Raw genomic sequence first — 23,166 nt, 5'->3', positions numbered from 1 at the left:
TCATGATTTTAGGCATCATGCAATCACGAAAAGAGCAAAATAGAGCATTTAATGAGGAAGTAGCTCTCTGTTCTCAAGCCTTCGACATTACCGTCATTTGTATGGTTCCGACTGATATAGACTGGAAAAACAACGAAGTAATTGGTCATTATTTTATAAACAACGAGTGGAGAGCGAAATCATTCCCATGCCCTCACTTTGTTTATGACCGAGCATTTTATACGAACCAAACACGTTATTTACTTCCCTTAGTAAACCAATTCAAAAAGAAATGTTCCGCCACTTTTATCAATCACGGGTTGCCTAACAAATGGAAAGTTCATGAATACTTGTTAAAAACCAATCTCTTTCATCCCTACTTACCCGATACAACATTCGCCACTTTAGAAGTCATTTCACCATTATTAGACGTTCCTTCTTCCTATATATTAAAACCTATACATGGAGCAGCTGGTAGAGGAATATATATCATTGAAAAGAAAGAAAAATTTTTTCTAATTCACCACCCAACAAGTAAAGGTCTTTTCTCAAAAAGAATGGAAACAAAAAGAAGCTTAAACAAATATTTAACGACGATCTTTGATAAAGAAGATTACATTATTCAGCCCACTTTACCTATAAGAGATGAGAATTTTGTTCCATTTGATATTCGTCTTCTTCTGCAAAAAAATGAAGATGGGCGTTGGACAGAAAGAGGAAGGGCCATTAGAGAAGGCATTCAAGGGTCATACTTATCAAATTTAGCAGCCAATGGAAAGCTAACAAACTATTTTGAGTGGATATCAAAAAAATCCAAAGTTCTGCAATCTCAAATCGAATGTCAAATCGATTATATTTCATCTACTCTTCCCACTATGCTAGAGAAAGAATATGGATTACTTTTCGAATTGGGGCTTGATTTTGGCGTAACAAAAGAGGGAAATGTTTTTTTATTAGATATAAACTCAAAACCTGGTCATAAAACAGCGATTTTTTCCTGTTTAGATCCAAAGAAAATATACGAAGCCCCATTACGATATTGTCTTCACTTGAACAAAAACAAGGAGGTGTTAGCGTTATGATTGTTAATCTCATTCATACTGACAGTCACGATGATACCATTTTACTTCCAAAAGCAATCAATCAAAATCTGTCCTCCATTTCTTTTGGACACAATAAAATCCCATGTACGTTCGTTCATCAAGAAAACCATGTAAATACCATTTTACTTCCTCGTCATCTTACTGAAAAACTCAATCTCCCTATATCAGTTGAGAAAGTGATGATTCATGCTCATCACCATCATTTAATCATCGGCCCATTAATTGGCATCTTCACAGCTGGTTTTACTCAGTCTATGTTAAGGCCTATAGGTGAGAGGTCCATGGTGTTTGCAAAATATATCACAAGTGCTTATGAACTTGGAATTGTCTGTTTTGTCTTTGGAATGCACCAAATAAATTGGGATGACAAGACAGTCGAGGGGTGGTTTTTTTCACATATTGGCTGGGAAAAAGCAACTCTTCCTTTGCCTAACGTCATCTATGATCGACTTCCAAACCGCAAGCTCGAAAAACACGGACCGATCTTACAAGTAAAAGAACGGCTAATCAATGAATTTAACACTCCTTGGTTTAACAATGCATTCTTTAATAAATGGGAAATACATGAAATTCTTAAACAAGAAAATGAAACGGCGATTTTTCTTCCAGAAACCTATTTACAACCAACTTTTGAACTGATTGATCAGCTTGTAAAGCAGTATTCCATCGTCTATATTAAGCCTATAAATGGGAGTCTAGGGTTGAGTGTATACCAACTTATGTACTCCGAACAAGAACAGGCCTATTATTGTCGTTTTAGAGATCATCATAAACAAAATCGTCTAATTAAATCAGAAAAATTATCGAAAATACAACACTCTCTTTTTAAAAATAAAGATATGGATCAATTTCTTGTTCAGCAAGGAATTAAGCTCATTCGAATCAATCAGCGAACAGTCGATTTTCGTGTTCATACGAACCGAAATGAAGACGGAGTTTGGGAAGTGACCGCTATCGCTGCTAAAGTATCTGGAAAAGGAAGTGTCACAACACATATTAATAACGGAGGAGAAATCTATACGTTAGAAGAAATATTCCCATCTAACTCAAAACAAATTCGCTATCTCCTTAACGAGGCGGCTCTACAAATAAGTCAAGGGATCGAGCACTCCTTCGAAGGAACCGTTGGGGAAATTGGTTTTGATTTTGGCATTGATCAACTCGGAAAGATATGGCTTTTTGAAGCGAACTCACGGCCAGGAAGATCGATTTTCACCCATCCTTCCTTAAAACATGAAGAAAAACAAACAAGGTACGGGTTCGCGAAATTTTCCATTTATTTATTAAAAAAGTCGTTCACTCCTTCAAAGGATGGTTTATATGAGGTTAATCGATAAAAAATCAATTGCCATCCTTACATCAAAAAACGAAAATCAAACAAAGTACCGAGGAAACATTCGGTTGTTTAAACAACTACAAAAAAAATTATCAACCTATGTAACACCAAGTTTCCTTTTTTGTATAGATGACGTTACGGTAAATGGAATTTATGGACTATACTATGATCCGACTGAAAACAAATGGACTACATATTTTTTTGTCAATCCTATCGTCATTTATAACCGAATCCCGAGCAGAGAAGAAGAACAAGAAACGTATCATCACCAAAACTATACACTTTTAAAAAACAAGGATGTCCCTATTATCAATCCTTGTTTTTTTAATAAGTGGAAAATTGATCAAATGTTACGTAAACAAAAAAACATCGAAAAAATTTTACCTGATACGATTTTTCTTGATCATGAAAGTTCACTCTTTTCTTTTTTGGATAAATATCGATCCATCTATGTGAAACCAGTAGATGGATCTCAAGGAGACCATATCTTTAGCATCATAAAGGAAAGAACTTCCTTCCTTCTTATTGACAGTCTTGGCCAAACACAAACGCTTTCTTTCCAACAATTAAATCGGTACATTTCCAACCTTATTAAGCAACAATCCTTTATCTGTCAAGAAACGGTTCCTTGCAAAAAACATAAAGAAGAAAAACTTGATTTGCGTACTCTCGTTCATTTATCTTCTAACAACCAGTATAAATTAACCGGAATTGGATTTAGACAATCTACCAATCGATCCATTACTACTCATGTTATGAAAGGAGGGGAGAATTCAATCGTTTGAAAATTTACCGTTTAAAGTGGACGTAGACCAATTACATGATCTCGTGAATGAGATTGGTCACTGCTTATCATCACAATTAGGCAAGGTCGGTGAGTTTTCCCTTGATTTAGGCATAACAGAAGAAGATCAATTTGTTTTATTTGAAATCAATTCAAAACCAATGAAGTTTGATGAAAAACCGATTGAAAAAGCAAGAATCAATGCTCTAGCTGAGCTATTTCTTTCCTACCTGTAAACAATTCCAAATGTTATAATGAAGATACTATGTATTTGAATGGAGGATTGACTTTTATGATCAGTCATTTTCAATATCACCCACTCATTCAAAAAACGTCTTTACCAGGATGGAAAGTTTCCTTCTTTTTTTGAAGGTACTCATTACGACGCAATCTACCACAAAAATGGTCAAATCGAATGGGGTCAGTATCACCCACCCACTCATTTTGAAGAACAAATTAAATCTCATATTCATGAATTAATGTTATTTCACGTGTATGAGTAACCTCCTTATTCCTCAAGATAAGGAATAAAGGAGGTTTTATCATGACGGAGAACAACAAACGAGACGAACTAAAGTATGAAGGGAAGGAAAAAGCCTTTTTAGATGTGGATCGAATGATTAATGAAGGCTTAGGTGGGGGGGAGTGTGCATATGAAATACGACCAAACAAATATTGAAGAAGCTAGAGATATAAATGAACAAGAATCTCCTCCTACTTCGTGATTCTATTCTTTTTTAGAGGTTGTTTAAAAAGTCCTAAAAAAAATGTCGGTTGAATAACGTTGTTGGTTTGCTTTTCCGACACTCCGACGCCAGCATTGGCTAGCACGGGTGTTGTCCCTAGGATGGGGACGTTCTTAGCCCGTGAACCATACTGTACGTACACTGTGAGTGCTTCGACGCCCAGGACGGGCTAGCGCAGGCGTTGCCACAGGACGTGGCTGTACTTAGCCTGTGTTCATTAAGCAGGCCGCCTCGTTCTTGTCTAGCTTCAACCCTTACACCCTCGAGGTCATAAGTCAGTGAGAACAAAAGATAAAGAACATCTTTCTTTTCTCCCCGCCTTATGCTTGTCGGGCGTGAACAAAGGGTTTCAGCTTTTCTATTCAGCGTCCTTTTTTCCCTACTTTTTAAACACGCACTTTTAGATTCATTATTTAAAAAAGACTGTAAACGAACAACGGAATGAGTTCAGTTGTGAGGCAATCAATGTCTCTAAACTGTTACTCGTTCTTTTTTTGTGAAACAAAAAGATTGGCGAAATTTTTTTCACATGAATACTTCTCCTATCCCCTTTTAATGAAATGCAAAAGAACCTGTAAACAATTTAAGTAAGCTCAAAAAAACAATGTTTTTAAAGGAATCATGGTTTTAAATGTTTAATGTATTAGTAAACTAAACAAGGAGTGTTGAAAATGTCTGAAAAGCCCCTGTCATCGAAAGAGGCTAGCATAACGCTTGAGATTGGAGAGAGCACGCTTAGAAAATGGTGTTTAGCCATCGAAGAAAAAGGTTATCGTTTTTCTCGCACAGAACAGGGTAAACGCATGTTTTATAGTAGCGATATGGAACTATTAAACACGTTTAAAAAACTCGTCAAAGTCCAAAACATGAGTTACAATAACGCTGCTTATATGCTCTTTTCGAAAGATGAAAAAGAGATATTAAGCAAGAATGGTTACATGCATCGAACAGATGACGAGTTTGTAAGAAAGGTTATCAATCATATTGAAAGACAAGAAAAATTCAATCAGGAATTATTGAATAAGTTGTCAAAAATGTCAAATAAGGATTAAAATACCTTTTATTAAAATAATTTTCAATAAATGAAGCATATCATTTAATGATTTTATATTTCTAATATATCCCTTGTTTAGTATAACCATTATATGCAAAATATCCATAACCTCTAAAAACCTCTAAAAATTCAATTTATATAATGAAACTGTCCAATCAACTCCTAATAATCAACATAAAATAAGGTAGTTAGATTTCTTCTAAATATAAATTGAAGTGTGATTCACAAGGAGGTTATTAATTGAAATTAAACGAAGAGTTACTTTTAACAAGAAGGAACTATATCAATTCTTATACCATTGAATTAGATCGTTGGAACATTAAAAATGACAAAACAATGCCAAATGAAACTGGAAAAGGATTAAATGATGCTGTTCAGTGGGCAAGTCTAAATGGATTTAATCATGCACTCTTACCAGAGGGGTATTATTTAGCTAGTCATAATGTTGTTCCCTATAATCGAAAAGACTACTCTGACAATCACGCATTGTGTGTTATTGATATGCCAAATGATTTTACACTTGAACTACATCCTAATGCAGTGATTGAACTCCAAGGTAATACTTCTCCTTCCTATGATATTATTCGCTTTTTTCGTGTGACTAGATCAAGAATTACAGGTGGTAAACTTATCGGTGATCGAAAGACTCATATGAGAACAATGCTCCTTACATTTGAACGAGGAGGTGTAAATCAAGATGGAAGTTTAAACAGCAATCCAAATTATATAAGAACACCTATCATTGACAGATATGATCATCCTGGGCTATTAACAAATTTTAGATTAGATAATCCAAACAGGCAAGGAATTGACTATTATAATTTTTTCCAATACAACGATTTGATATCAACAGAAACATTAATTGGATTTAGAGAAAACGTACAATTTTCTCCCGCTAATCCTAATGGTCGTGGCTGGTTCGGAAAAATTAATGAATGTAACAAAATGATTATTACTATTGACATTCATAACACCCCCATGACAGACGAAGAACTAGAAACCTTCAAAATCGAAGTAAGTAATTCTTACTATACCCACGAAAGTGGTCATTGTATTGGCATTTACGGAGGACATTATCTAGAAGTGGATCATATAGAATTGTGTAACGCAATGGGAGATGGGGTTCTTAATGGGACATCTTACGATTACAAAGTAGATCCAGAAGATTACGATTTACAAGAAGTTCAAGACCATATAGGTAGTCACGTCCTCATTCATGATAATGATATCCATAGAAATCGCAGACAAGGATTATCAATAACAGGTCATAATGATGTGTATGTTTGGGAAAATAAAATCCATCACATTGGAAAAGATGATGACGGAGTTACACCTGACTTTATTCCTCCTGCATTTGGAATAGATATAGAATCGTTAATAGGTGAGAGTAATTTACCAATAAAAAGTATTTACTATAATACTGAAGGAGTTGAGGCTAATTTTCGAATTCACATTTGGAACAACTACATTCACCATAATGAAAGAGGACACTTTGTAAATGTGGATGGGACATTCGTCACAATAGAGAACAATCTTTTTAAAGGTTACAATATCGGTGGAATTACATCATGGGAGCGTTATGCTCATGTCAAATATGAGAATAATACGTTTAGAGAAAACTGCTTATTTGAGGTAAAAGGAGATAATTTCATTAATGGGGCAATCTTAGAAAACTCTTCTATAAAACTCGCTAGCACTTACGGAGCACAAATAAGCAATGTACAAATAAGAAATGGGTACTTTTATGGCAACGCTTCTTATGGTTACTTTGGACAGCCCGATGTTTCCATTTCAGCTAGTCGATTCAGCTATTCATTCGAACATGGAATGGGGAATGGAGCTAAAATCGTGTTTGAAGACTGGAGAGGAAAAGTACCAAACGGTATAGATAAGTCTAAAGTATATTACACAGTAAACATTGATAGTTCTAGCTTTCAAGTATCCGAATCGTTATATGGTGACCCTATACAACTTACTAATGAAGGGATATATGGATTTATAATTGCAAGAACGGACTACTCCACAGCTTATTTACAAAATATCACTGTATCCAGAGACTCTCCAACTATGGACAGCACATCCATTGGATTCAATCTGTTGATGAATGGGGGGGTTTTAGAAAATATTACTGTGAAAAATGATAATTGTTCTATAAGAGTACCAAATGGTTATTCTGGGCGTCCAATTATCGTGAATGGACTTAATACTATTAATTCAAGTGGTCATATTACCGGATGTCACATTATAAGCAGCCAATTTCTTTCCAATATAGAAAATGAAATCAGCTTTAATTCTCATTTATTCCCTGTAGAAATTAAAACAACGGTTTCTAATAGTACATTTAGAGGGATAAAATTTCTTAGCGGAGATGTTACTGTAACGGATTGTTATTTTATTGATAGTGAAATATTCAAAACAATAGGTCGCAATACTACACTCTTCTTAAACAACTATCTTGAAAATACAATAATAAGCTCATATTGGCTAGACACTGCTAATAGTCTAATCTTTAGTAACAATATCTTTAATCATGTTGATAGTTCATTTACTAGAGAAACTACCGTATTTGATGAAAATAAAGACATAACTCAGCTACTACCGGATTTAACACCTCCTCAAGTATTCATCTCACCTATCGACGGTTATTATCCAGACAATCAAACGATCACCTTCACCTCCAATAAAGACGAAACAATCATTTACTACACCCTTGATGGAAGTGAACCAACGGAAGATAGTGTTGTTTTCACAGCATCTTTTATCATAACTTCTACAACGACAGTAAGATATTTTGGAATTGACGAAAAAGGTAATCAAAGTGTGAAGAAAAAAGCCGTTATTTCCATTGATCGTCAACCGCCTGCAGATGTTACAAGTTTAGTTGCAAAAGAAGTATCTAGCGATAAAGTTGAATTATCATGGTCAGCTAGTATATCAGAAGATACGATAAAATATAGAGTTTATCAGGAGACACTTCTTATAGATGAAACAAGCGACCTTTCTTATACGATTAATAACCTTTCTCCTTTAACGTCTTACGAGTTTACTGTAACTGCAATAGATCGAGTAGGCAACGAGTCAATAGGAGTATCAATCACGGTTAGCACATTAGATGATCAAATAACCCCAGAAGAGATTAGCAATTTAACGGTTTCATATAAAAATCACAATAAGATCTGCTTAACATGGCAGAACCCTGATCCAAATATCACTTTTGAAGTATATCTAGATGATGCATTGCATTCCGAAGTAGCATCTCCTTACTTTATCGCTTCTGACTTAAGTAGTGGAACAAGCTATTCTTTTAAGATAATCTCCAAAAACATTGTCGGCAATCGCTCTCAAGGTGTCATGGTCATGGAATCAACTGACCCTGTGTTTACAGGTCTTTATGTAACAAATGGACTCCTCTCCTATCTAGAAACCCCCGTAAATCATTCAGTTATAGAAAATCCTAATAGCTATTTCTCCAAAAATGAAGAATTTACGATTGCAGTTACTTTCATATCTAATCGATGGACAGATATTTTTAAAATTTGGGGAACAAATATAGAAAATCGAAAAGTGCAATTATATAGGTCAGGGGACTATAAATTTTTCTTTACCTTAAACGGTTATGACATTGACTCTAAGCAATTTCATCATATTCCTACGATTATCAGCGAGCAATATGAAGACATTGAAACAACTTATCATGTCGTTGCAATTAGAAATAATACGACACAGAGAATTGAATTATATGTAAATAACATCCTCGTTGGAGATGTTCGTAATATTACTACTAATATTCACTCCGTATTACCTATAGACAATACAATTCCTTTTATTATAGGAACTGAAGGTAGATCATCTATCTTACACATTGCTTATTACAATCGTGCACTTAATCAAGAAGAACTTACCCAAAATTACAATTTTTTAAACTAGTTTCTATCAAATTAAGAGTAAACAATACAGGTTGATTGAATAAGCCGAATTATTTCATTTAGAACACCTTTAATGTATTCTGTATATAGAGAGGCTTTTTAGCCTCTTTTTACTATTCAAATGACAAGGAGAAGCATCTCATGTTTAAAAAATTATCTGAAATATATAAGGAGAATTTCTCAACTAAATATTCTGATAACCCCCAGTTTCAATACTTCATTACAGATGAAGGAGAAATATTTGGAATTAATAAAAATGTTCTTACTAAGAAAGAATTCGAAATCTTATCTTTGTTCTATAATCACTATAGTCCACCCTTAAACCAAAAGACAAATACCTATTCATGGTATGAATTTCTATTTAATAATGGTGAGATTCCAACTATAAAAGATAAAACTTCCATGAGGTGTATCTATTTTTTTTTACAAAACCCTTTAGATAGTCAGAAAGACTTCGAAGAAGCCATCTCTGGTCTTATTGAGGAGCCCATTATTTGTTGGTTCGACTACCAATCAGGACTCATTGTTTATACATCAGAACATTTAACGATTTCAGAAAACGATTGGGAGCAATGGATCAATAGTTTTACCACGGATCTTTTAATAAATATCCAACTATTTATTGGTCAACTTCATCACATAAACAACAGCGGTGTTAAAAAAATACATAGAGAAATGAGGTTAATTAATGAAACTCGCTCTTCTTTACCCAGCCATGTTTTAAAAACAGTCTATCAATTACAATTCGATTATTTGTTAAAAAGTAACCATCAAGTTATTCAGGACCTATCATCTGATAAACTTCTGGATAGTTTGTCTGACGTTGAATTACGAAAAACGTTAAAAGTATTAATTGAAAATCATTTAAATCTTTCACTAACGGCAAAAGAAATGTATATTCATCGGAATAGTTTACAATATCGGCTGGACAAGTTTTCTACAAACACCGGGATTCAATTAAAGGATTTTTCACAAGTTTCATTTGTTTATTGGCTCATAAAAGCGATGGGAAATTAAGTTTAAAGTGCAACATGCACAAAAACGAAACCGGTTTATTAGTGCATGTTCACCATTTACACTCTTATATCTCTTTCGCTATGATAACCATAAGGAAACGTTTTCATCATTTAGAGGAGGATTATAATCATGGCAGAGATTAAATTAGATCATATTTATAAAGTTTACGACAATAACGTAACAGCGGTTGAAGATTTTAACCTTCACATTGAGGATAAAGAATTTATCGTATTTGTTGGCCCCTCAGGTTGTGGAAAATCTACAACACTTCGAATGATTGCTGGGCTCGAAGAAATTACAAAAGGTGATTTTTCTATCGACGGAAAACGTATGAATGATGTTGCACCTAAAGACCGTGACATCGCAATGGTATTCCAAAACTATGCTTTATATCCACATATGAATGTATTTGATAATATGGCATTTGGACTAAAATTACGCAAATTTGATAAAGCTGACATTGAAAAGCGTGTCAAAAATGCGGCGAAAATTTTAGGATTAGAAGAATATTTAGACCGTAAACCGAAGGCATTATCTGGAGGTCAACGTCAACGTGTTGCTTTAGGTCGTGCGATCGTTCGTGATCCAAAAGTATTCTTAATGGATGAGCCTTTATCGAATTTAGATGCAAAGCTACGTGTACAAATGCGTGCAGAAATCTCAAAGCTACATGATAGATTACAAACCACAACAATTTATGTTACACATGACCAAACAGAAGCGATGACAATGGCCACTCGTTTAGTCATTTTGAAAGATGGAATTATTCAACAAGTTGGTACTCCAAAAGATGTATATGAAAACCCGGATAACATTTTTGTAGGTGGTTTCATTGGATCACCTGCGATGAACTTCTTTAAAGGAACATTAAAAGATGGATATTTCCAGCTAGGGGACTTAAAACTAGAAATTCCTGAAGGAAAAATGAAAATATTAAAAGACTATATTAACAAAGACATTACATTTGGCATAAGACCTGAAGATATTCATGATGAGCCTGTCTTTTTAGATGCAGCTGAAGGTTCTACTTTTGAATCAACGATTGAGGTAGCAGAATTAATGGGAGCAGAAACGATGATTTATACAAAACTTGACAATCAACAATTGGTTGCGAGAGTAGATGCTCGATCTCAATACAACCCTGGATATAATGTGAAATTAGCAATAGATATGAATAAAGCTCATTTCTTCGATAATGAGACAGAATTACGTATTCGATAAGAAAAGCGCAAGCGCCCGTCTAGCGACGCAGGTGCAAAGGAACGTCAACTAAGTACAGTCACGTCCTGTGACTAACGTTGACGCTAGAACCTCCTGTTCATCGCCGCATGAGATAAAGGAAACACGAAAAGCCAGAAAGTAGAGGATCTACTAACTACCGCCACGTCCTGTGGCAAACGTAGATCCACCTCCCTCCTGGAGGCGTCTCCGTTGACTTATCGTAGAGAAATGGAACATCATCTAAAGGCGCCCACGTCCTGTGGGCAACGATGATGCTAGCACGTCGTGTGCTTCGAAAGCATCACCAGTCGCTGGGCGCTGGAGCTAGACAAAAATAAAAGCATCATCCAAATAAGGACAGATTTTTATACTTTCTTACTCTGAAAAAAATGAATAAATTAACTCAATTGTATATTATTAAAAAACCTTGATGAAAGTAAAACCCAAAAATGCTTTAAAACAACATTTTTGGGTTTTGCTTTGCCTTCATTTACTTATGAACATCGACCTTCCTAACAAATACCTTTTTTTACAAAGATCCATCTTTAATAGCTATAAGGTAATCGTTTTTACAAGTTGGACAACTTACCATATGGATACACCGATGCTTTTCAAGTGATAATTGGTCTCCATCAAAAAGTTTCATTGAATCAATCTCCATATAGGCACTATAGTCATCTAAATAATCGGTTAACTTTCCCTTATCTACCATAGATTCTCCACACGTTTCACAAAACTGATCTATTTCCGTTAACCCATTGCAAACAGGACAACCTCTCATTATTTACTACTCACCTTCTTTATAAAAAAGCTGTCGTTCAACATAATAAAAATAGAGCTTTCAGTATTGTGTTTCCTTTTAATTTTTGAACAATTTTTGTTTCTCTTTAGTTTTACCTATTTAAAATGAAAGTATTGAACATTTTTATTTTCTATAACCAGCTTACTTACGGAAGCATATGCGTAGTAGGAATTTGTGTTTTAAAGCCCTTTACTTTCAGTAGCATTTCTTTGTGCGGAGTCGGCGTATTGAAATGCATAACGACCTTTGCAAAACTTCATGAAAATTAAAACAATTGATGTGGTAATTGCCAGATAATATCCTGCATAAAAGCTCTGAATTAAACCAAAATATGAATGTACAAAACACCACTGGGTTAAGCCAAGCAGGCATTGAATGAACATTTGATGATGTACTAAATTCCTTTAGTACAAAACAAATAAATCTCATTCATCGCTGGTGCAAATCCAGCTAACCCAACCATTATATAAATATAAATTTAGAGGAGTGTTTTGAATACAATGGAACAATCAACAAGATATAGCTCTCAAACCAATTAGTTGTACCTGGAGCTCAACAAGCAATTGACCAAATGAAATATGAAATTGCTTCTGAATTTGGTGTAAACCTTGGACCTGAAACCACTTCACGTGCAAACGGATCTGTTGGTGGAGAAATTACCAAACGTTTAGTGACAATGGCTCAACAAACTATGGGTGGAAGCTATCCACAGCAATAACAATTTCATATTCATGGCTATAGGACCCTTTATGGGGTCCTTTTTTCTAACGATATTTAGAAAGAACTTTTTTTGGCTTATTTAAAGGAATCATATTAGAATATTTTTTAACCATTTTTAAAATATATTGAAATTCTTCAGTTTTACGTTTTATTATAAACAAACAACTAGTCGTTATAGCTAGACTTAAGATAGAATTAACAAACAAACCAATAACCCCATCGAAAGAAAAAAGCCAACATACAATAATTGTAACTAGTAATGACATACATAACATGAAGATTCCGACTAGATATTGATAAAAATAACTTAAAACAGATAAGTTGAATACTTTTTTATATACTAAATAAGGAGTGTTCCAGAAAGGGACTAGTAAAGAGCTAATGAACGTCCCTAAAAAAACACCTTCAAGCCCTAATTCTTGTACTAATAAAATTGAAATAGGTAAATTAATTGAAGCTTGAATTAACGGTGCATACTTATCCTCTTTAAAAATTCCTGACGTGGTTTTAATAGTTGTAACAGCATTACGCATACCTCTTTCCCAAAAAGAAATAAGTAAAAGAATAACCACAATACTTCCTAACAAAAAGTCTTCTCCTAACCAAATTATTATAAAATTATCCAAATTTATATACAATAGTACAAATAAAGCGGAGTATAACCATAAATTAATTAGATGGATGACTTTGTATATTAAGTACACTCTTTCTTTAGCTTCTGTCGATACTAAATTCCCTACACTATGGTACATGTTAGTAGTAATTTGGTTCATAAATGTCCTACATATTTCCATAATTAATTGATAGTTTGAATATAAACCTACTGCAGCTATACTAACAAATGTAGAGATAATGATGTTATCCGTACCAATTATTAAATACACTCCTATGTTTTGAAGAACAATGGCTTTTACATTCGTTACGATATTTTTTTTTATATGTGGTTCTAACCTACCTGAAACTTTTTCCTTTATAAAAGGATAAGAGCGAGTCACTATTCTAGACAATACCATTGCAGAGACCAAGTTTAAGATCAGTTCAATAACAAGATATAAGTAATAATTCTCCGTAAAGTATAAAATACCTATTCTTAATATAGCTAGAATGATTGAAGTAATAGCATAAATTGAAGTCGTAATATACGTCTTTTGATTGGCATTGAGTAAAGAAATTTTATACATAAAAAAATAAGGTAATACCGTATTACATAGAAAAAGGATATAAATAAAGACAACGTTTTCTACATTCGTTTGTCCCACTATATTATCAATAAAAGGAATTAAGCTAATTCCTAAGATAAGCACAACCATGGCAATAACATAATAAGCTCTTCGATACAAACGCATTAGTTTTTTTACAGCTTCATGATCATTTTCAGCAACAGGCTTGTATAAACTGTACATAATACTAGCACCAATACCTGATTCAGCTAAAGAAAGAAGAGCTAATATATTTGTAAATAATCCATTAACTCCTAAGTACTCGATACCTAAAGTATAAATAAATACGGTTCTTGAAATAAAGCTCAGTGCCGTAATAATCACTTGATGGCCAAGACCTGTCGCAATATTCAAAATTGTAAATTTAGTTCTCATCGACTCTATCGTCTAGCCAACGCTTGAGTTGTCAATTCATCACTTACATATCCATAAGGATTTTGCTTTTGCCAACGCCATGTATCTTCACACATTTCTATTATTCCTTTTTCTGCGGTCCATTCCAGTTCATTCTTTGCTTTTGATGGATCCGCAAAACAAATCGGGACATCACCGTGTCTCCTTTTTTACAATTTTATAAGGGATTGTCTTTCCGGATACTTCTTCAAAGGCTTTTACCATTTGTAATACGCTATATCCATTGCCCGTTCCTAAATTGAAAATATCGACACCCTTCTTCATTGAGCAAACTTTATTCATAGCTGCTACATGCCCCTTTGCTAAATCAACAACATGAATATAGTCTCTAACTCCCGTACCATCGATGGTTGGATAATCATCCCCAAATACTTCCAAGTAATTCCTTTTATTAATTGCTACTTGTGAGATATATGGTAATAAGTTGTTAGGAATCCCATTAGGATCCTCCCCGATCATTCCACTTTCATGTGCGCCAATCGGATTGAAATAGCGTAAGATAGCGATACTCCATGAAGAATCAGAAACAAAAAGATCTTGAAGAATATGTTCAATCATTAGTTTTGTACGTCCATATGGATTTACTGTCTGAGTTGGGAACGTTTCGTTGATTGGTACAGTCTTTGGGTTTCCATAAACTGTGGCAGATGAACTAAATATTAAGTGATGTACTGAAAATTTTTTCATTACTTCTAATAAAGTAATTGTTCCAGAAACATTATTATAGAAGTATTCTAGTGGAGCATTTACAGATTCATTAACAGCTTTTAGACCGGCAAAATGGATTACAATCTCAACATCGTGTTTACTGAACACATTCACTAAACCTTTATAATCTAAAAGATCAACTTGATAGAAAGAAATTTGTTTACCAGTTATCTTACATATACGATTTAATGATTCTCTTTTACTATTTGATAAATTATCAATGACAACAACCTCATATCCTCCATTTAGCAGTTCCACACAAGTATGACTGCCAATATAGCCTGAACCACCAGTGACTAAAATAGCCATTTGAGCTCCTCCTTTAAATAATTAAAATCAAAAAAGGACGATCCGATCATCGAGTTTGTATCGACCGGACGTCCTTTCCCGTTCATTTAATATTTATCTAATTAATTTGTTTTTAACTAATGTTCGTTTTGTTATCATTGAACACTCTTTTACCATCTAAAATATGATCTTTACAATACATAGCTCTAAGACAGTATCCTTGCGTAAATGGGAGCACACCAAAATTTATGGAGTATACTCCGATATCTTTTGTGTCACCCTGTGAAAAATCAACCGAACCATTTCTCCTAGTAACAGTTTGAAGGAATTGTATTGCTTTTTCACTGGAAGCCAACATCTTTCTGTCTTCTTCTATTAATTGATAAACTCTTGCCAAAAACCAACTACATACAGCAGTCGTTGATGAATCTGACCTAGTTTCATCTCTAGTCATTGACCAATTCCAACTTCCATTTGGTTGTTGGTAATTCATAATGGCTTTTGCTATTGACTTTAATAACGATTGTAATTTCTCTTTTTGAGGATGATGTTTAGGAAGTTCTAACCAACTATCCATCAAACCTAACAGATACCAAGCTACTCCTCTCCCCCAACCATTCAAACCTAAAGGTAGGCTTCCATTTATGTTATATGCATGGAACGGTAAGTTAGATTTTTTAGAAAATCCATTATTCTCAAACTCAACAATTTGTTTTATTGCTAACTCTATATAATAAGGCTTATCATATTTATTCCCATAAAAAATTAAAAAAGGACATATAAATCCAATGGTATCGACGTAACGATACTGTTCCATTACATTTCTATACTTAACTGTTCCTTCCTCACCAACATGATTATCAATCAACTTGCAAATATAGTCCCAGGCAGGCTTATACTTGTCCATATCTATACCTGGAAATTTCATGATGGCATATGCTAATATAGCAGAATCGATATTTTCTGGTTTATCCCTCCACTCTCCTGTAGAGCTGAAGGATTTAGTTAAGAATTTTTCTACTTTTTTATTAATCTTCTGTTCCTTATTACCATGAATTTTTATATATTCTCCTAAACCCAATAATAGTGCACCATGCTGCCAATGTTGAATAGTATGACTTGAGTAATTTTTCTTCAATATATCTAAAATAATCAATCGATTATTATCCGTTATTGTAACCTTAGGGGTATCATTTACCCACTTTAAAGACCTTAACATCACCGCTTGACTCCAAGTATCTAGGCTAGAATATCTCCCGATATGGATCCTTTGTAAAAAAGTCTTTACAATAGGAAAAAGATCAATAATTACTATCAATAAAAAGAACAAGAGCAACAATAGTAAGAGCATTTTTTGTTTCCTTTCTTTTTTAGTCATTCTCCAACCAATTCATATAATTTTTCAACTTCATCTTCTGTCCCATAGTTTTGTTCCATTAAATTCGCAATATATTTCTCTCGTACCTTTTCATTTTTTATTAAGTATTCTAGTCCATTTACAATTGATGTTTCATCCATATTTGCAATATACCCATCTTCATCATGCTGAATATGATCGTTGGCAGTATCAAAATTAGTAATTAATATAGGAGTTCCAAGTATTTTTGCTTCCATAATCGAAATAGATTTTCCTTCATATCTTGAAGTCTGCAGAAAAATATCGGCTTGAGCCATATATGGATACGGATTATCCTTGACACCTAAAAATTTCATTCTCTTTGATAAATGGTTTAACTCAATTTGCTTTTCTATTTCTTCTCTCATTACCCCATCACCAATAACAATCCACTGGATGTCATACCCTTTATCTATCAATTGATGAATAGCTTTGAATGATAGATCGATTCCTTTCTCTTGAACAATCCTACCAACTGAAACAATGATAATCGACTGTTGACTGTTTCGTTCTATCGTAACTGGTTCTTGAGATAATTTTTTAATTATATTTGTTGATACAATGTTTTCAATACATTTTATATTACTCTTCATTGATGGAAAATTTGATTTTAAAATGTTCACCAACTCATCAGAAACTGAAATTAAATAACTCAGCTTAGAATAATACTTTTCATCCGTCTCTACATCTAATCCAAGTTGGTTGTAGTCTGTGTGAATCCAACCAATTTTTTTGCGCGCGTTAACGTGATCAACACAAAAGTAAATAGGGTTTTTCTCCAAAAAACCTATGGCTACATCATATTCATTTTCTAAAGGTTCAAAAATCTTAGATAAAAACTTCCATACTTTTTGTTCAACTAATGCAGAATTATGGTGCGTTTTAGAATAAAAACCTAACATTACTCTAGCGATAAAAGCTTTATATTTTTTTAAGAAGACTATATGTTTCATTGAATTTGCAAAAGACATATTAAAATATTTATAATCGTTTGATCCTCCTAACACATTTACATAGGAAGGGATCTTTCTAAGAAAATCCCCTTCATTTCTCAATAAATATAAATCTATTTCAAATTGACTCTCATCTATTGATTCAAGTAATGAAAGTAATGCTCTCTCTGCTCCCCCACATTGCATATTGTTCATAACAAATAGTAACTTTTTTTTCATCTAATCACTTCTTTCCAACTACTTAAGCTAACCATGGATCATTTTATAGAATGTGAAAACCTCTTCTTCAGTTCCTAGCTTCTCTTTTTTGAGATTTTCTGTCAACTTTTTCCTCAATTTTTTAGAATTAATTAATTGCTCAATTGTAGCTGAAATTGATTGAACATTCATCTCTGCTATGAGTCCATTTTGATTATGTTCAATTTGATCTCTAGATGTACTAAAGTTGGTAACAACAATCGGTTTGTGTAAAATTTTTGCTTCATCTACTGCAATAGGTTTCCCTTCAAATCTAGAAGGTTGAACATAAATATCTGCCATCCTTATATAGGGATAAGGATTACTTTTCACTCCTACTAACAAAAAAATATCTTCTAGTTGATACTTTAAAATTAATGAGGTCAGTTTCTTTCGCTCTTCACCTTCACCAATAATAAGCCAGCGAATCTTATACCCCTTATCTACTAATAGTTTGCAAGATTTAATGGCCATATCGAATCCTTTTTGCTTCGAAAGTCTTCCGACAGACACAATAGTTAAATCATCTTGATTCACTTGATTATTTTCTTTTGACATTCGATGAATTAAGTTTGGGGAAACTATATTTTTCATAAGTGAAATTTTTCTCTTATGGTCAGGGAAATATTTATTTAAGACAGTTAAACATTCTGTAGAAACCGTAACAATATGATCGAGATAAGCGAAATAATGATTGTCAATTTTAGGATCCATACCAAGCTTTTCATAATCGTTATGGATAAACCCAATTTTCTTTTTGGCTTTCACCTTATCTACACAAAGATATATCGAAGTTTTTTCTAAAAAGCCGATGGACACATCATATTCTTTCTCTAATGGTTGAATCGATTGAGAATAGTATTTCCACCCTTTTTGTTCATTGATATTCTTATCCCGTTTTATTCGATTATTGATCCAAAATTGCAGGCGGGGAACTGTAAGAGAATGATAGTTATGGTTAATTAAACTTGGAAGTGCTTGATATAATGGTTTGTTAAAAGCTTTAAAGGCCCTTCCAGGGAAGATTATATTCACTTCCTTTGGTAAATAACTCATGAATAATCCTTGTTGATTAAAAAGAAACAAATCTACATTATACATGGAATAGTCTAGTTGATTTAATAGATTCACTAAACTCTTCTCTCCCCCTCCAACATCTAAGCTAGGAATAATAAACAACAGCTCTTTTTTAGTCATGTTTATAAACTCCATGTAGATAATCTACTGCTTGGTAAGATAACCCCTTCATTTTTGGGATTGATTCTTTTAATTTTTTCTTTATTACTTCCTCATCTCTCATGAGCTCCTGAAAACCTTTAATAATAGTACTTTCATTAAAGTTGTCATGGATATTTAATACAAGTTTGGTTTCTCCAAATATGTCATGAGAAATTCCTCTTGATTTCACACTATATCCTAACACCATGGTTGGAACATAACTTGAATATGCCGCTATGGTAGCATGGGTCCTTGCTCCAATAAAAAACCTCATTCGACTTATGTATCCTTTATATTGCATGGCATTTAAATGATCTGGTAAAAGCAACACTCTTTTCGAATCCTTAAATTGATAAAAATATTCACCTAAAAGCTCGTAGTCATTGTTTTCATGTTCAATAACATGTGGGGTAAGAGCGATGGTCATGCTCGTATTTTTTAATATATGCTCTATTAAACCCTTAACAACCTCCTTAGATTGAGGGTTTCTTTTTTGAACTAAAGGACTTAAGTTTATTCCAATCGTATTTCCTGTCTGCCAACTATCAGGTAGTGGAAGCTCCTCCTTTTCTAATGTAAATGCTGCATCTGCACATAGCTCTACATTTTTCAACCCCTTTTCAATCAGCATGTTATAAGTGAACGTTTCTCTAGCAAGAATCAAGTCAAATTGCTTTAGATCATCTAGCTTTCGGGAAGACATGTCCTCTTCACCGATGGAGCATCCCCATAAAACGAGTTTTTTATCTTTTCCCTTTACTCTTTTATTGATCTCATACCATCCTGGCTGCTCTCCGTAACAATAGTTGTCTCCTCCTATTGATAAACAGACATCTGCATCCTCTACTTGCTTAATTGTGTTTGCATATATTTTCCCCAAAGCATAAGAATCTTTTTTGTTTATCTTGTATTGAAGAGCACTTACTAGCCAGTCTAGTGAAAATTTATGAATTTCTTTTTCAGATCCATCATATATTTTATCTAGAACAGTTATCATCTTGTCCGTTTCTGGACGACCAGACGATAGAAATACTTTTGCTCCATCCACTCTCTCCTTAATGATTGAAGCTGAAGAGCGAACGATTGCTTCACAACCACGATTTAAACTTCCATAATGACCAAACATAAGAACGTTCATAAACAATTCCTCCTATTTCTAATCTGACTATAATTAGTAGCTAAAAATAAACCAAGAATGGATTTTTTTCGTATCATTTGTAACAGAAACTGTTCATATCTCCCTAAAGTTTCGTTATATTTTTCGTATCCTTCTAGTGCTAATTTGACGGTAGGGTGTTTGATCATTTTTTGAAGGTATTGATATTTTTCACGGAATGATAATTGGCTTGTTGCATAAATATATATATTCGTCATTACAGCCTTGATAAGTTTATATGATTTCATCTTATGGATTTCATCCTCTCCTAATAATTGAACGAATTTATCAGGAAGTGGTTCTCTAAACTTTTCAATTGCATTTTGAAAATAATCATGGACAAGTACATTTCTGGTTGCACTTCCTTCTCTCTCCGTATATATATATCCTGAATAATCAATAAAAGAGAGAATATTAATTTGAGAGAGTACCAACATATTAAACATAGCATCTTCGCCCAATGCCATCTGTTTTGGAAACCTAATATGATGTTCGGTTATAACCTGTCTTTTAAAAAGCTTGTTACAAACAGAATTAAATTTATCTGTCTTCACCATCTCTGGCATCATATATTGTCCTATCATGTCACCTATCATGACCTTATTTTTATGATTGTTTATTGTCGTGATTGTTCTCTTCCCATCACGCTCAGTTTCATAGTTGGAAACAATCAGTTCACAATCCATTTTCTTGGCATGAGAATACAATGTTTCTATAAAATCTTCTTTCACATAATCATCTGAATCAACAAATCCAATATATTCTCCTCTAGCGATTTTTAGTCCTCTATTTCTCGCCTCGCTTACTCCACTGTTTCTTTGATTAAACAGTTTAATTCGGGGATCTTTATCACAATAACTCTCTAATATCCTCCTACTATTATCTTTTGATCCATCATTAACAAAAATAAATTCACAATCTTTCATAGTTTGAGAGAGAAGTGATTTAATACATTTTTCCAAATATCCCTCACTGTTGTAAACTGGAATAACGACGCTCACTTTCATCAATTTGTTCCTTTCCCCTCATTAGACCATTAACTGATCCATCTATCTTTTCTCCAAATAAAAAGTATAGCTTCTCTAATTCTTGGAGATTCGAAAAATCTTTTTTAGATAAGTTGAGAGAATATTGTTCTCTTCTTACATCGTCTTTATATAACTTCTCAATTTCATCCGCAATCCCTTCAATTGATAAAGGACAGATTATCCCTTCTTCCCCTGAAACCAACTGACTTTTTGCTGTAGGGTAATCGGTTATAACAATTGGTTTGGATAAAATTTTTGCTTCTGTTACCGTTACAGCTTTCCCTTCGTAACGTGAAGGTTGTATATATACATCACAAGCATGAATATATGGATAAGGGTTTGTTTTTTTTCCAAGCAAAATGAATTCATTGTGTAACTGAGCTTCATTTATTTGTTCCTTCAGATTTTTTTCTTCTGTTCCATATCCTACAACATACCATTTAATGTTGGAGAATCCCCTCAGCTTCAATTGTTTCATTGCTTCGATAGCCATATCATAACCTTTTGCATAACTTAATCTACCTACTGACACTATGTTAAAACTCTCTCTATTTAACTCCTTAGATTCAAATTGATGTGCCATTTTTTTTATCAATGCGGGAGAATTGATATTTTCAATCTCTGTTATTCGACCTTTTAAACTAGGATAAGTAGATAAAAATGAGGTTGTACATTTTTCTGAAATAGAGATAATATGATTAAATCGACTCCAGATCCTATAATCTTGCTTATTATTAATTTCTAAATTGGAATAATCAGTGTGAATCCAAGCGATTTTTTTTTCTGCACTTACTTTTGTTGCTACATAATCATGGGGCCAAGCATAACTTATCGCTATATCGTATTTTTTTTCTAACTTTGATAAAAAAAACAGAGAATACTTCAATGCTAATTGCATTTGAATATATCCTCCCCCTTCGATTAGTCTTCTTTTTTTTGCTTGTCGATTAGCAACTACTTTAGCAATCATTCTACACAAGGATGCTATAATATGCCCTTCCTTCAAACACTGTTTTAGAGGTTTCCTAAAAACCGTTAACTCTTTTTTTTGAGTAATAAGGTTTGCCTTTTCAGGTATAGCCTCTAACAATTCTCCTTTATGATTAAATAATAAAATATCAATTTCATACTTTTGATAATCAAACGAATTTAACATATTAATGAAACTTCGTTCAATTCCGCCAATTTCTAAATCATACAGAGTAAATAGTATCTTTTTTTTCATCCAATCCCTCGTTCTTTGTAGTAAGGTTTTGTTTCTGATTCACGTTTATTGAAAAACAGAGATCCTTCTGGAACTAATCCTTTGACTACACTACCTGCTGCAATGACACAATTATTCTCTATTATCGTATCTCTTAAAATCACAACATTAGAACCAATCCAAACATTCTCTCCAATAAAAACTTCACCTTTTAACAAATGCTGATTATTCGGACTTTTATAATTGTGATCATGATCATTAATACACACATTTGAGGCTATTTTTGTCTGTTTTCCTATTGATATTTTGCTCACACAATTGATGGTGCAATTATCATTGATAAATACATTTTCACCTAGTATTAATTCACCATCATAATCCATACGAATACTGGTATTTTTTCTAATAAAGACAAACTTTCCAATCTTTATTCTTGCTGCCTTATTAAAAATATCAATTGTGGTGTTGGATTGAAGAAAGAAAAAGGTCGATTGGATATTGTTTCTATAAAAAATTTTATACTTATAACCTCTTATATATGCCCTAAACTGCTCGAACAACATCAGAACAGTGATATAAAAACCTCGAACTTTAATCTCTTTTACAATGTACGAGTATATCTTTTTCATTATGATTCTCCCTCTTTAAAACAACCA

18 protein-coding genes and 3 pseudogenes are annotated in these 23,166 nt (G+C 33.4%); 11 read left to right on the top strand and 10 right to left on the bottom strand.

Going from position 1 to position 23,166, the window contains the following annotated elements; genetic code table 11:
• The first annotated feature begins 2 nt into the window (after positions 1-2).
• The 10 genes and pseudogenes from LC087_RS00740 to LC087_RS00695 all read left to right on the top strand — a co-directional run bounded on the left by LC087_RS00740 (position 3) and on the right by LC087_RS00695 (position 11,166).
• On the top strand, positions 3-1,061 hold the full coding sequence (locus LC087_RS00740; RefSeq protein WP_226539368.1) for a YheC/YheD family endospore coat-associated protein: 1,059 nt from the start codon (positions 3-5) through the stop codon (positions 1,059-1,061).
• Complete coding sequence (locus LC087_RS00735) at positions 1,058-2,419, top strand: YheC/YheD family endospore coat-associated protein (RefSeq protein WP_226539369.1); 1,362 nt, start codon at positions 1,058-1,060, stop codon at positions 2,417-2,419. Before LC087_RS00740 ends, LC087_RS00735 begins: the two co-directional genes overlap by 4 nt.
• On the top strand, positions 2,403-3,203 hold the full coding sequence (locus tag LC087_RS00730; protein ID WP_306019809.1) for a YheC/YheD family protein: 801 nt from the start codon (positions 2,403-2,405) through the stop codon (positions 3,201-3,203). The genes LC087_RS00735 and LC087_RS00730 overlap by 17 nt, the downstream gene beginning before the upstream one ends.
• A gap of 16 nt (positions 3,204-3,219) precedes the next feature.
• A complete protein-coding gene (locus LC087_RS00725; protein WP_306019808.1) occupies positions 3,220-3,438 on the top strand; it encodes a YheC/YheD family protein in 219 nt (72 codons plus the stop codon).
• Between the two features lie 56 nt (positions 3,439-3,494).
• Positions 3,495-3,705 (top strand): annotated as a pseudogene (locus tag LC087_RS00720) (DUF5342 family protein).
• A 41-nt stretch (positions 3,706-3,746) separates the two neighbouring features.
• The gene (locus LC087_RS00715) at positions 3,747-3,881 is read left to right on the top strand and encodes a hypothetical protein (protein ID WP_371932635.1); all 135 of its coding nucleotides are present in this window, start codon (positions 3,747-3,749) and stop codon (positions 3,879-3,881) included.
• 732 nt (positions 3,882-4,613) lie between these two features.
• A complete protein-coding gene (locus tag LC087_RS00710) occupies positions 4,614-5,000 on the top strand; it encodes a MerR family transcriptional regulator (protein ID WP_306019807.1) in 387 nt (128 codons plus the stop codon).
• A gap of 242 nt (positions 5,001-5,242) precedes the next feature.
• Positions 5,243-8,929: a chitobiase/beta-hexosaminidase C-terminal domain-containing protein gene (locus LC087_RS00705; protein WP_226539374.1), complete on the top strand. Its 3,687-nt coding sequence runs from the start codon at positions 5,243-5,245 to the stop codon at positions 8,927-8,929.
• A 140-nt stretch (positions 8,930-9,069) separates the two neighbouring features.
• Positions 9,070-9,945, top strand: a complete 876-nt coding sequence (locus LC087_RS00700; RefSeq protein WP_226539375.1) for a helix-turn-helix domain-containing protein — start codon at positions 9,070-9,072, stop codon at positions 9,943-9,945.
• A 129-nt stretch (positions 9,946-10,074) separates the two neighbouring features.
• The gene (locus LC087_RS00695; RefSeq protein WP_226539376.1) at positions 10,075-11,166 is read left to right on the top strand and encodes an ABC transporter ATP-binding protein; all 1,092 of its coding nucleotides are present in this window, start codon (positions 10,075-10,077) and stop codon (positions 11,164-11,166) included.
• A 529-nt stretch (positions 11,167-11,695) separates the two neighbouring features.
• Here LC087_RS00695 and LC087_RS00690 read toward each other — a convergent pair.
• Positions 11,696-11,947: a hypothetical protein gene (locus LC087_RS00690; protein ID WP_226539377.1), complete on the bottom strand. Its 252-nt coding sequence runs from the start codon at positions 11,945-11,947 to the stop codon at positions 11,696-11,698.
• A gap of 547 nt (positions 11,948-12,494) precedes the next feature.
• Here LC087_RS00690 and LC087_RS00685 point away from each other — a divergent pair.
• Positions 12,495-12,686, top strand: a pseudogene (locus LC087_RS00685) (small, acid-soluble spore protein, alpha/beta type); the annotation flags it as partial.
• Between the two features lie 46 nt (positions 12,687-12,732).
• On the opposite strand, the gene LC087_RS00680 reads toward LC087_RS00685, so the two are convergent.
• The 9 genes and pseudogenes from LC087_RS00680 to LC087_RS00640 all read right to left on the bottom strand — a co-directional run bounded on the left by LC087_RS00680 (position 12,733) and on the right by LC087_RS00640 (position 23,139).
• Positions 12,733-14,283 carry a lipopolysaccharide biosynthesis protein gene (locus LC087_RS00680; RefSeq protein WP_226539378.1) on the bottom strand — a complete coding sequence of 517 codons (1,551 nt, stop codon included), beginning with the start codon at positions 14,281-14,283 and terminating at the stop codon, positions 12,733-12,735.
• A gap of 5 nt (positions 14,284-14,288) precedes the next feature.
• A pseudogene (gene galE, locus LC087_RS00675) lies at positions 14,289-15,339 on the bottom strand (UDP-glucose 4-epimerase GalE).
• A gap of 112 nt (positions 15,340-15,451) precedes the next feature.
• Positions 15,452-16,537 (bottom strand): glycoside hydrolase family 88 protein, encoded by a 1,086-nt coding sequence (locus tag LC087_RS00670; protein WP_226539380.1) that lies wholly within the window; start codon positions 16,535-16,537, stop codon positions 15,452-15,454.
• Positions 16,538-16,692: 155 nt separating this feature from the next.
• Positions 16,693-17,886: a glycosyltransferase gene (locus LC087_RS00665; protein ID WP_306019806.1), complete on the bottom strand. Its 1,194-nt coding sequence runs from the start codon at positions 17,884-17,886 to the stop codon at positions 16,693-16,695.
• Positions 17,887-17,913: 27 nt separating this feature from the next.
• Positions 17,914-19,101 carry a glycosyltransferase gene (locus tag LC087_RS00660; protein ID WP_226539382.1) on the bottom strand — a complete coding sequence of 396 codons (1,188 nt, stop codon included), beginning with the start codon at positions 19,099-19,101 and terminating at the stop codon, positions 17,914-17,916.
• Positions 19,094-20,260, bottom strand: coding sequence for a polysaccharide pyruvyl transferase family protein (locus LC087_RS00655; RefSeq protein WP_226539383.1), 1,167 nt, complete (start codon positions 20,258-20,260; stop codon positions 19,094-19,096). Before LC087_RS00655 ends, LC087_RS00660 begins: the two co-directional genes overlap by 8 nt.
• Positions 20,257-21,240, bottom strand: coding sequence for a glycosyltransferase family 2 protein (locus tag LC087_RS00650; RefSeq protein ID WP_306019805.1), 984 nt, complete (start codon positions 21,238-21,240; stop codon positions 20,257-20,259). Before LC087_RS00650 ends, LC087_RS00655 begins: the two co-directional genes overlap by 4 nt.
• Positions 21,241-21,247: 7 nt before the next feature.
• Entirely contained in the window at positions 21,248-22,531 is a 1,284-nt protein-coding gene (locus LC087_RS00645) for a glycosyltransferase (protein WP_226539384.1), read from the bottom strand.
• The gene (locus LC087_RS00640) at positions 22,528-23,139 is read right to left on the bottom strand and encodes an acyltransferase (RefSeq protein ID WP_226539385.1); all 612 of its coding nucleotides are present in this window, start codon (positions 23,137-23,139) and stop codon (positions 22,528-22,530) included. Before LC087_RS00640 ends, LC087_RS00645 begins: the two co-directional genes overlap by 4 nt.
• Positions 23,140-23,166 lie beyond the last annotated feature (27 nt).

The sequence above is a fragment of the Bacillus carboniphilus genome (genome assembly GCF_020524035.2).
In the GTDB taxonomy this organism is placed as follows: Bacteria; Bacillota; Bacilli; order Bacillales; family JAIVKR01; genus Bacillus_CC.
This window is presented reverse-complemented; position numbering and strand designations above follow the sequence as displayed.

What these genes read in the sequence shown, in the direction of transcription:
- LC087_RS00730 (WP_306019809.1), top strand. Translation starts at nt 2,403, where the DNA reads ATGAGGTTAATCGATAAAAAATCAATTGCCATCCTTACATCAAAAAAC.
- LC087_RS00680 (WP_226539378.1), bottom strand. Translation starts at nt 14,283, where the DNA reads ATGAGAACTAAATTTACAATTTTGAATATTGCGACAGGTCTTGGCCAT.
- LC087_RS00735 (WP_226539369.1), top strand. Translation starts at nt 1,058, where the DNA reads ATGATTGTTAATCTCATTCATACTGACAGTCACGATGATACCATTTTA.
- LC087_RS00695 (WP_226539376.1), top strand. Translation starts at nt 10,075, where the DNA reads ATGGCAGAGATTAAATTAGATCATATTTATAAAGTTTACGACAATAAC.
- LC087_RS00740 (WP_226539368.1), top strand. Translation starts at nt 3, where the DNA reads ATGATTTTAGGCATCATGCAATCACGAAAAGAGCAAAATAGAGCATTT.
- LC087_RS00655 (WP_226539383.1), bottom strand. Translation starts at nt 20,260, where the DNA reads ATGAACGTTCTTATGTTTGGTCATTATGGAAGTTTAAATCGTGGTTGT.
- LC087_RS00690 (WP_226539377.1), bottom strand. Translation starts at nt 11,947, where the DNA reads ATGAGAGGTTGTCCTGTTTGCAATGGGTTAACGGAAATAGATCAGTTT.
- LC087_RS00640 (WP_226539385.1), bottom strand. Translation starts at nt 23,139, where the DNA reads ATGAAAAAGATATACTCGTACATTGTAAAAGAGATTAAAGTTCGAGGT.
- LC087_RS00645 (WP_226539384.1), bottom strand. Translation starts at nt 22,531, where the DNA reads ATGAAAAAAAAGATACTATTTACTCTGTATGATTTAGAAATTGGCGGA.
- LC087_RS00660 (WP_226539382.1), bottom strand. Translation starts at nt 19,101, where the DNA reads ATGACTAAAAAAGAGCTGTTGTTTATTATTCCTAGCTTAGATGTTGGA.
- LC087_RS00700 (WP_226539375.1), top strand. Translation starts at nt 9,070, where the DNA reads ATGTTTAAAAAATTATCTGAAATATATAAGGAGAATTTCTCAACTAAA.
- LC087_RS00670 (WP_226539380.1), bottom strand. Translation starts at nt 16,537, where the DNA reads ATGTTAAGGTCTTTAAAGTGGGTAAATGATACCCCTAAGGTTACAATA.
- LC087_RS00715 (WP_371932635.1), top strand. Translation starts at nt 3,747, where the DNA reads ATGACGGAGAACAACAAACGAGACGAACTAAAGTATGAAGGGAAGGAA.
- LC087_RS00665 (WP_306019806.1), bottom strand. Translation starts at nt 17,886, where the DNA reads ATGAAAAAAAAGTTACTATTTGTTATGAACAATATGCAATGTGGGGGA.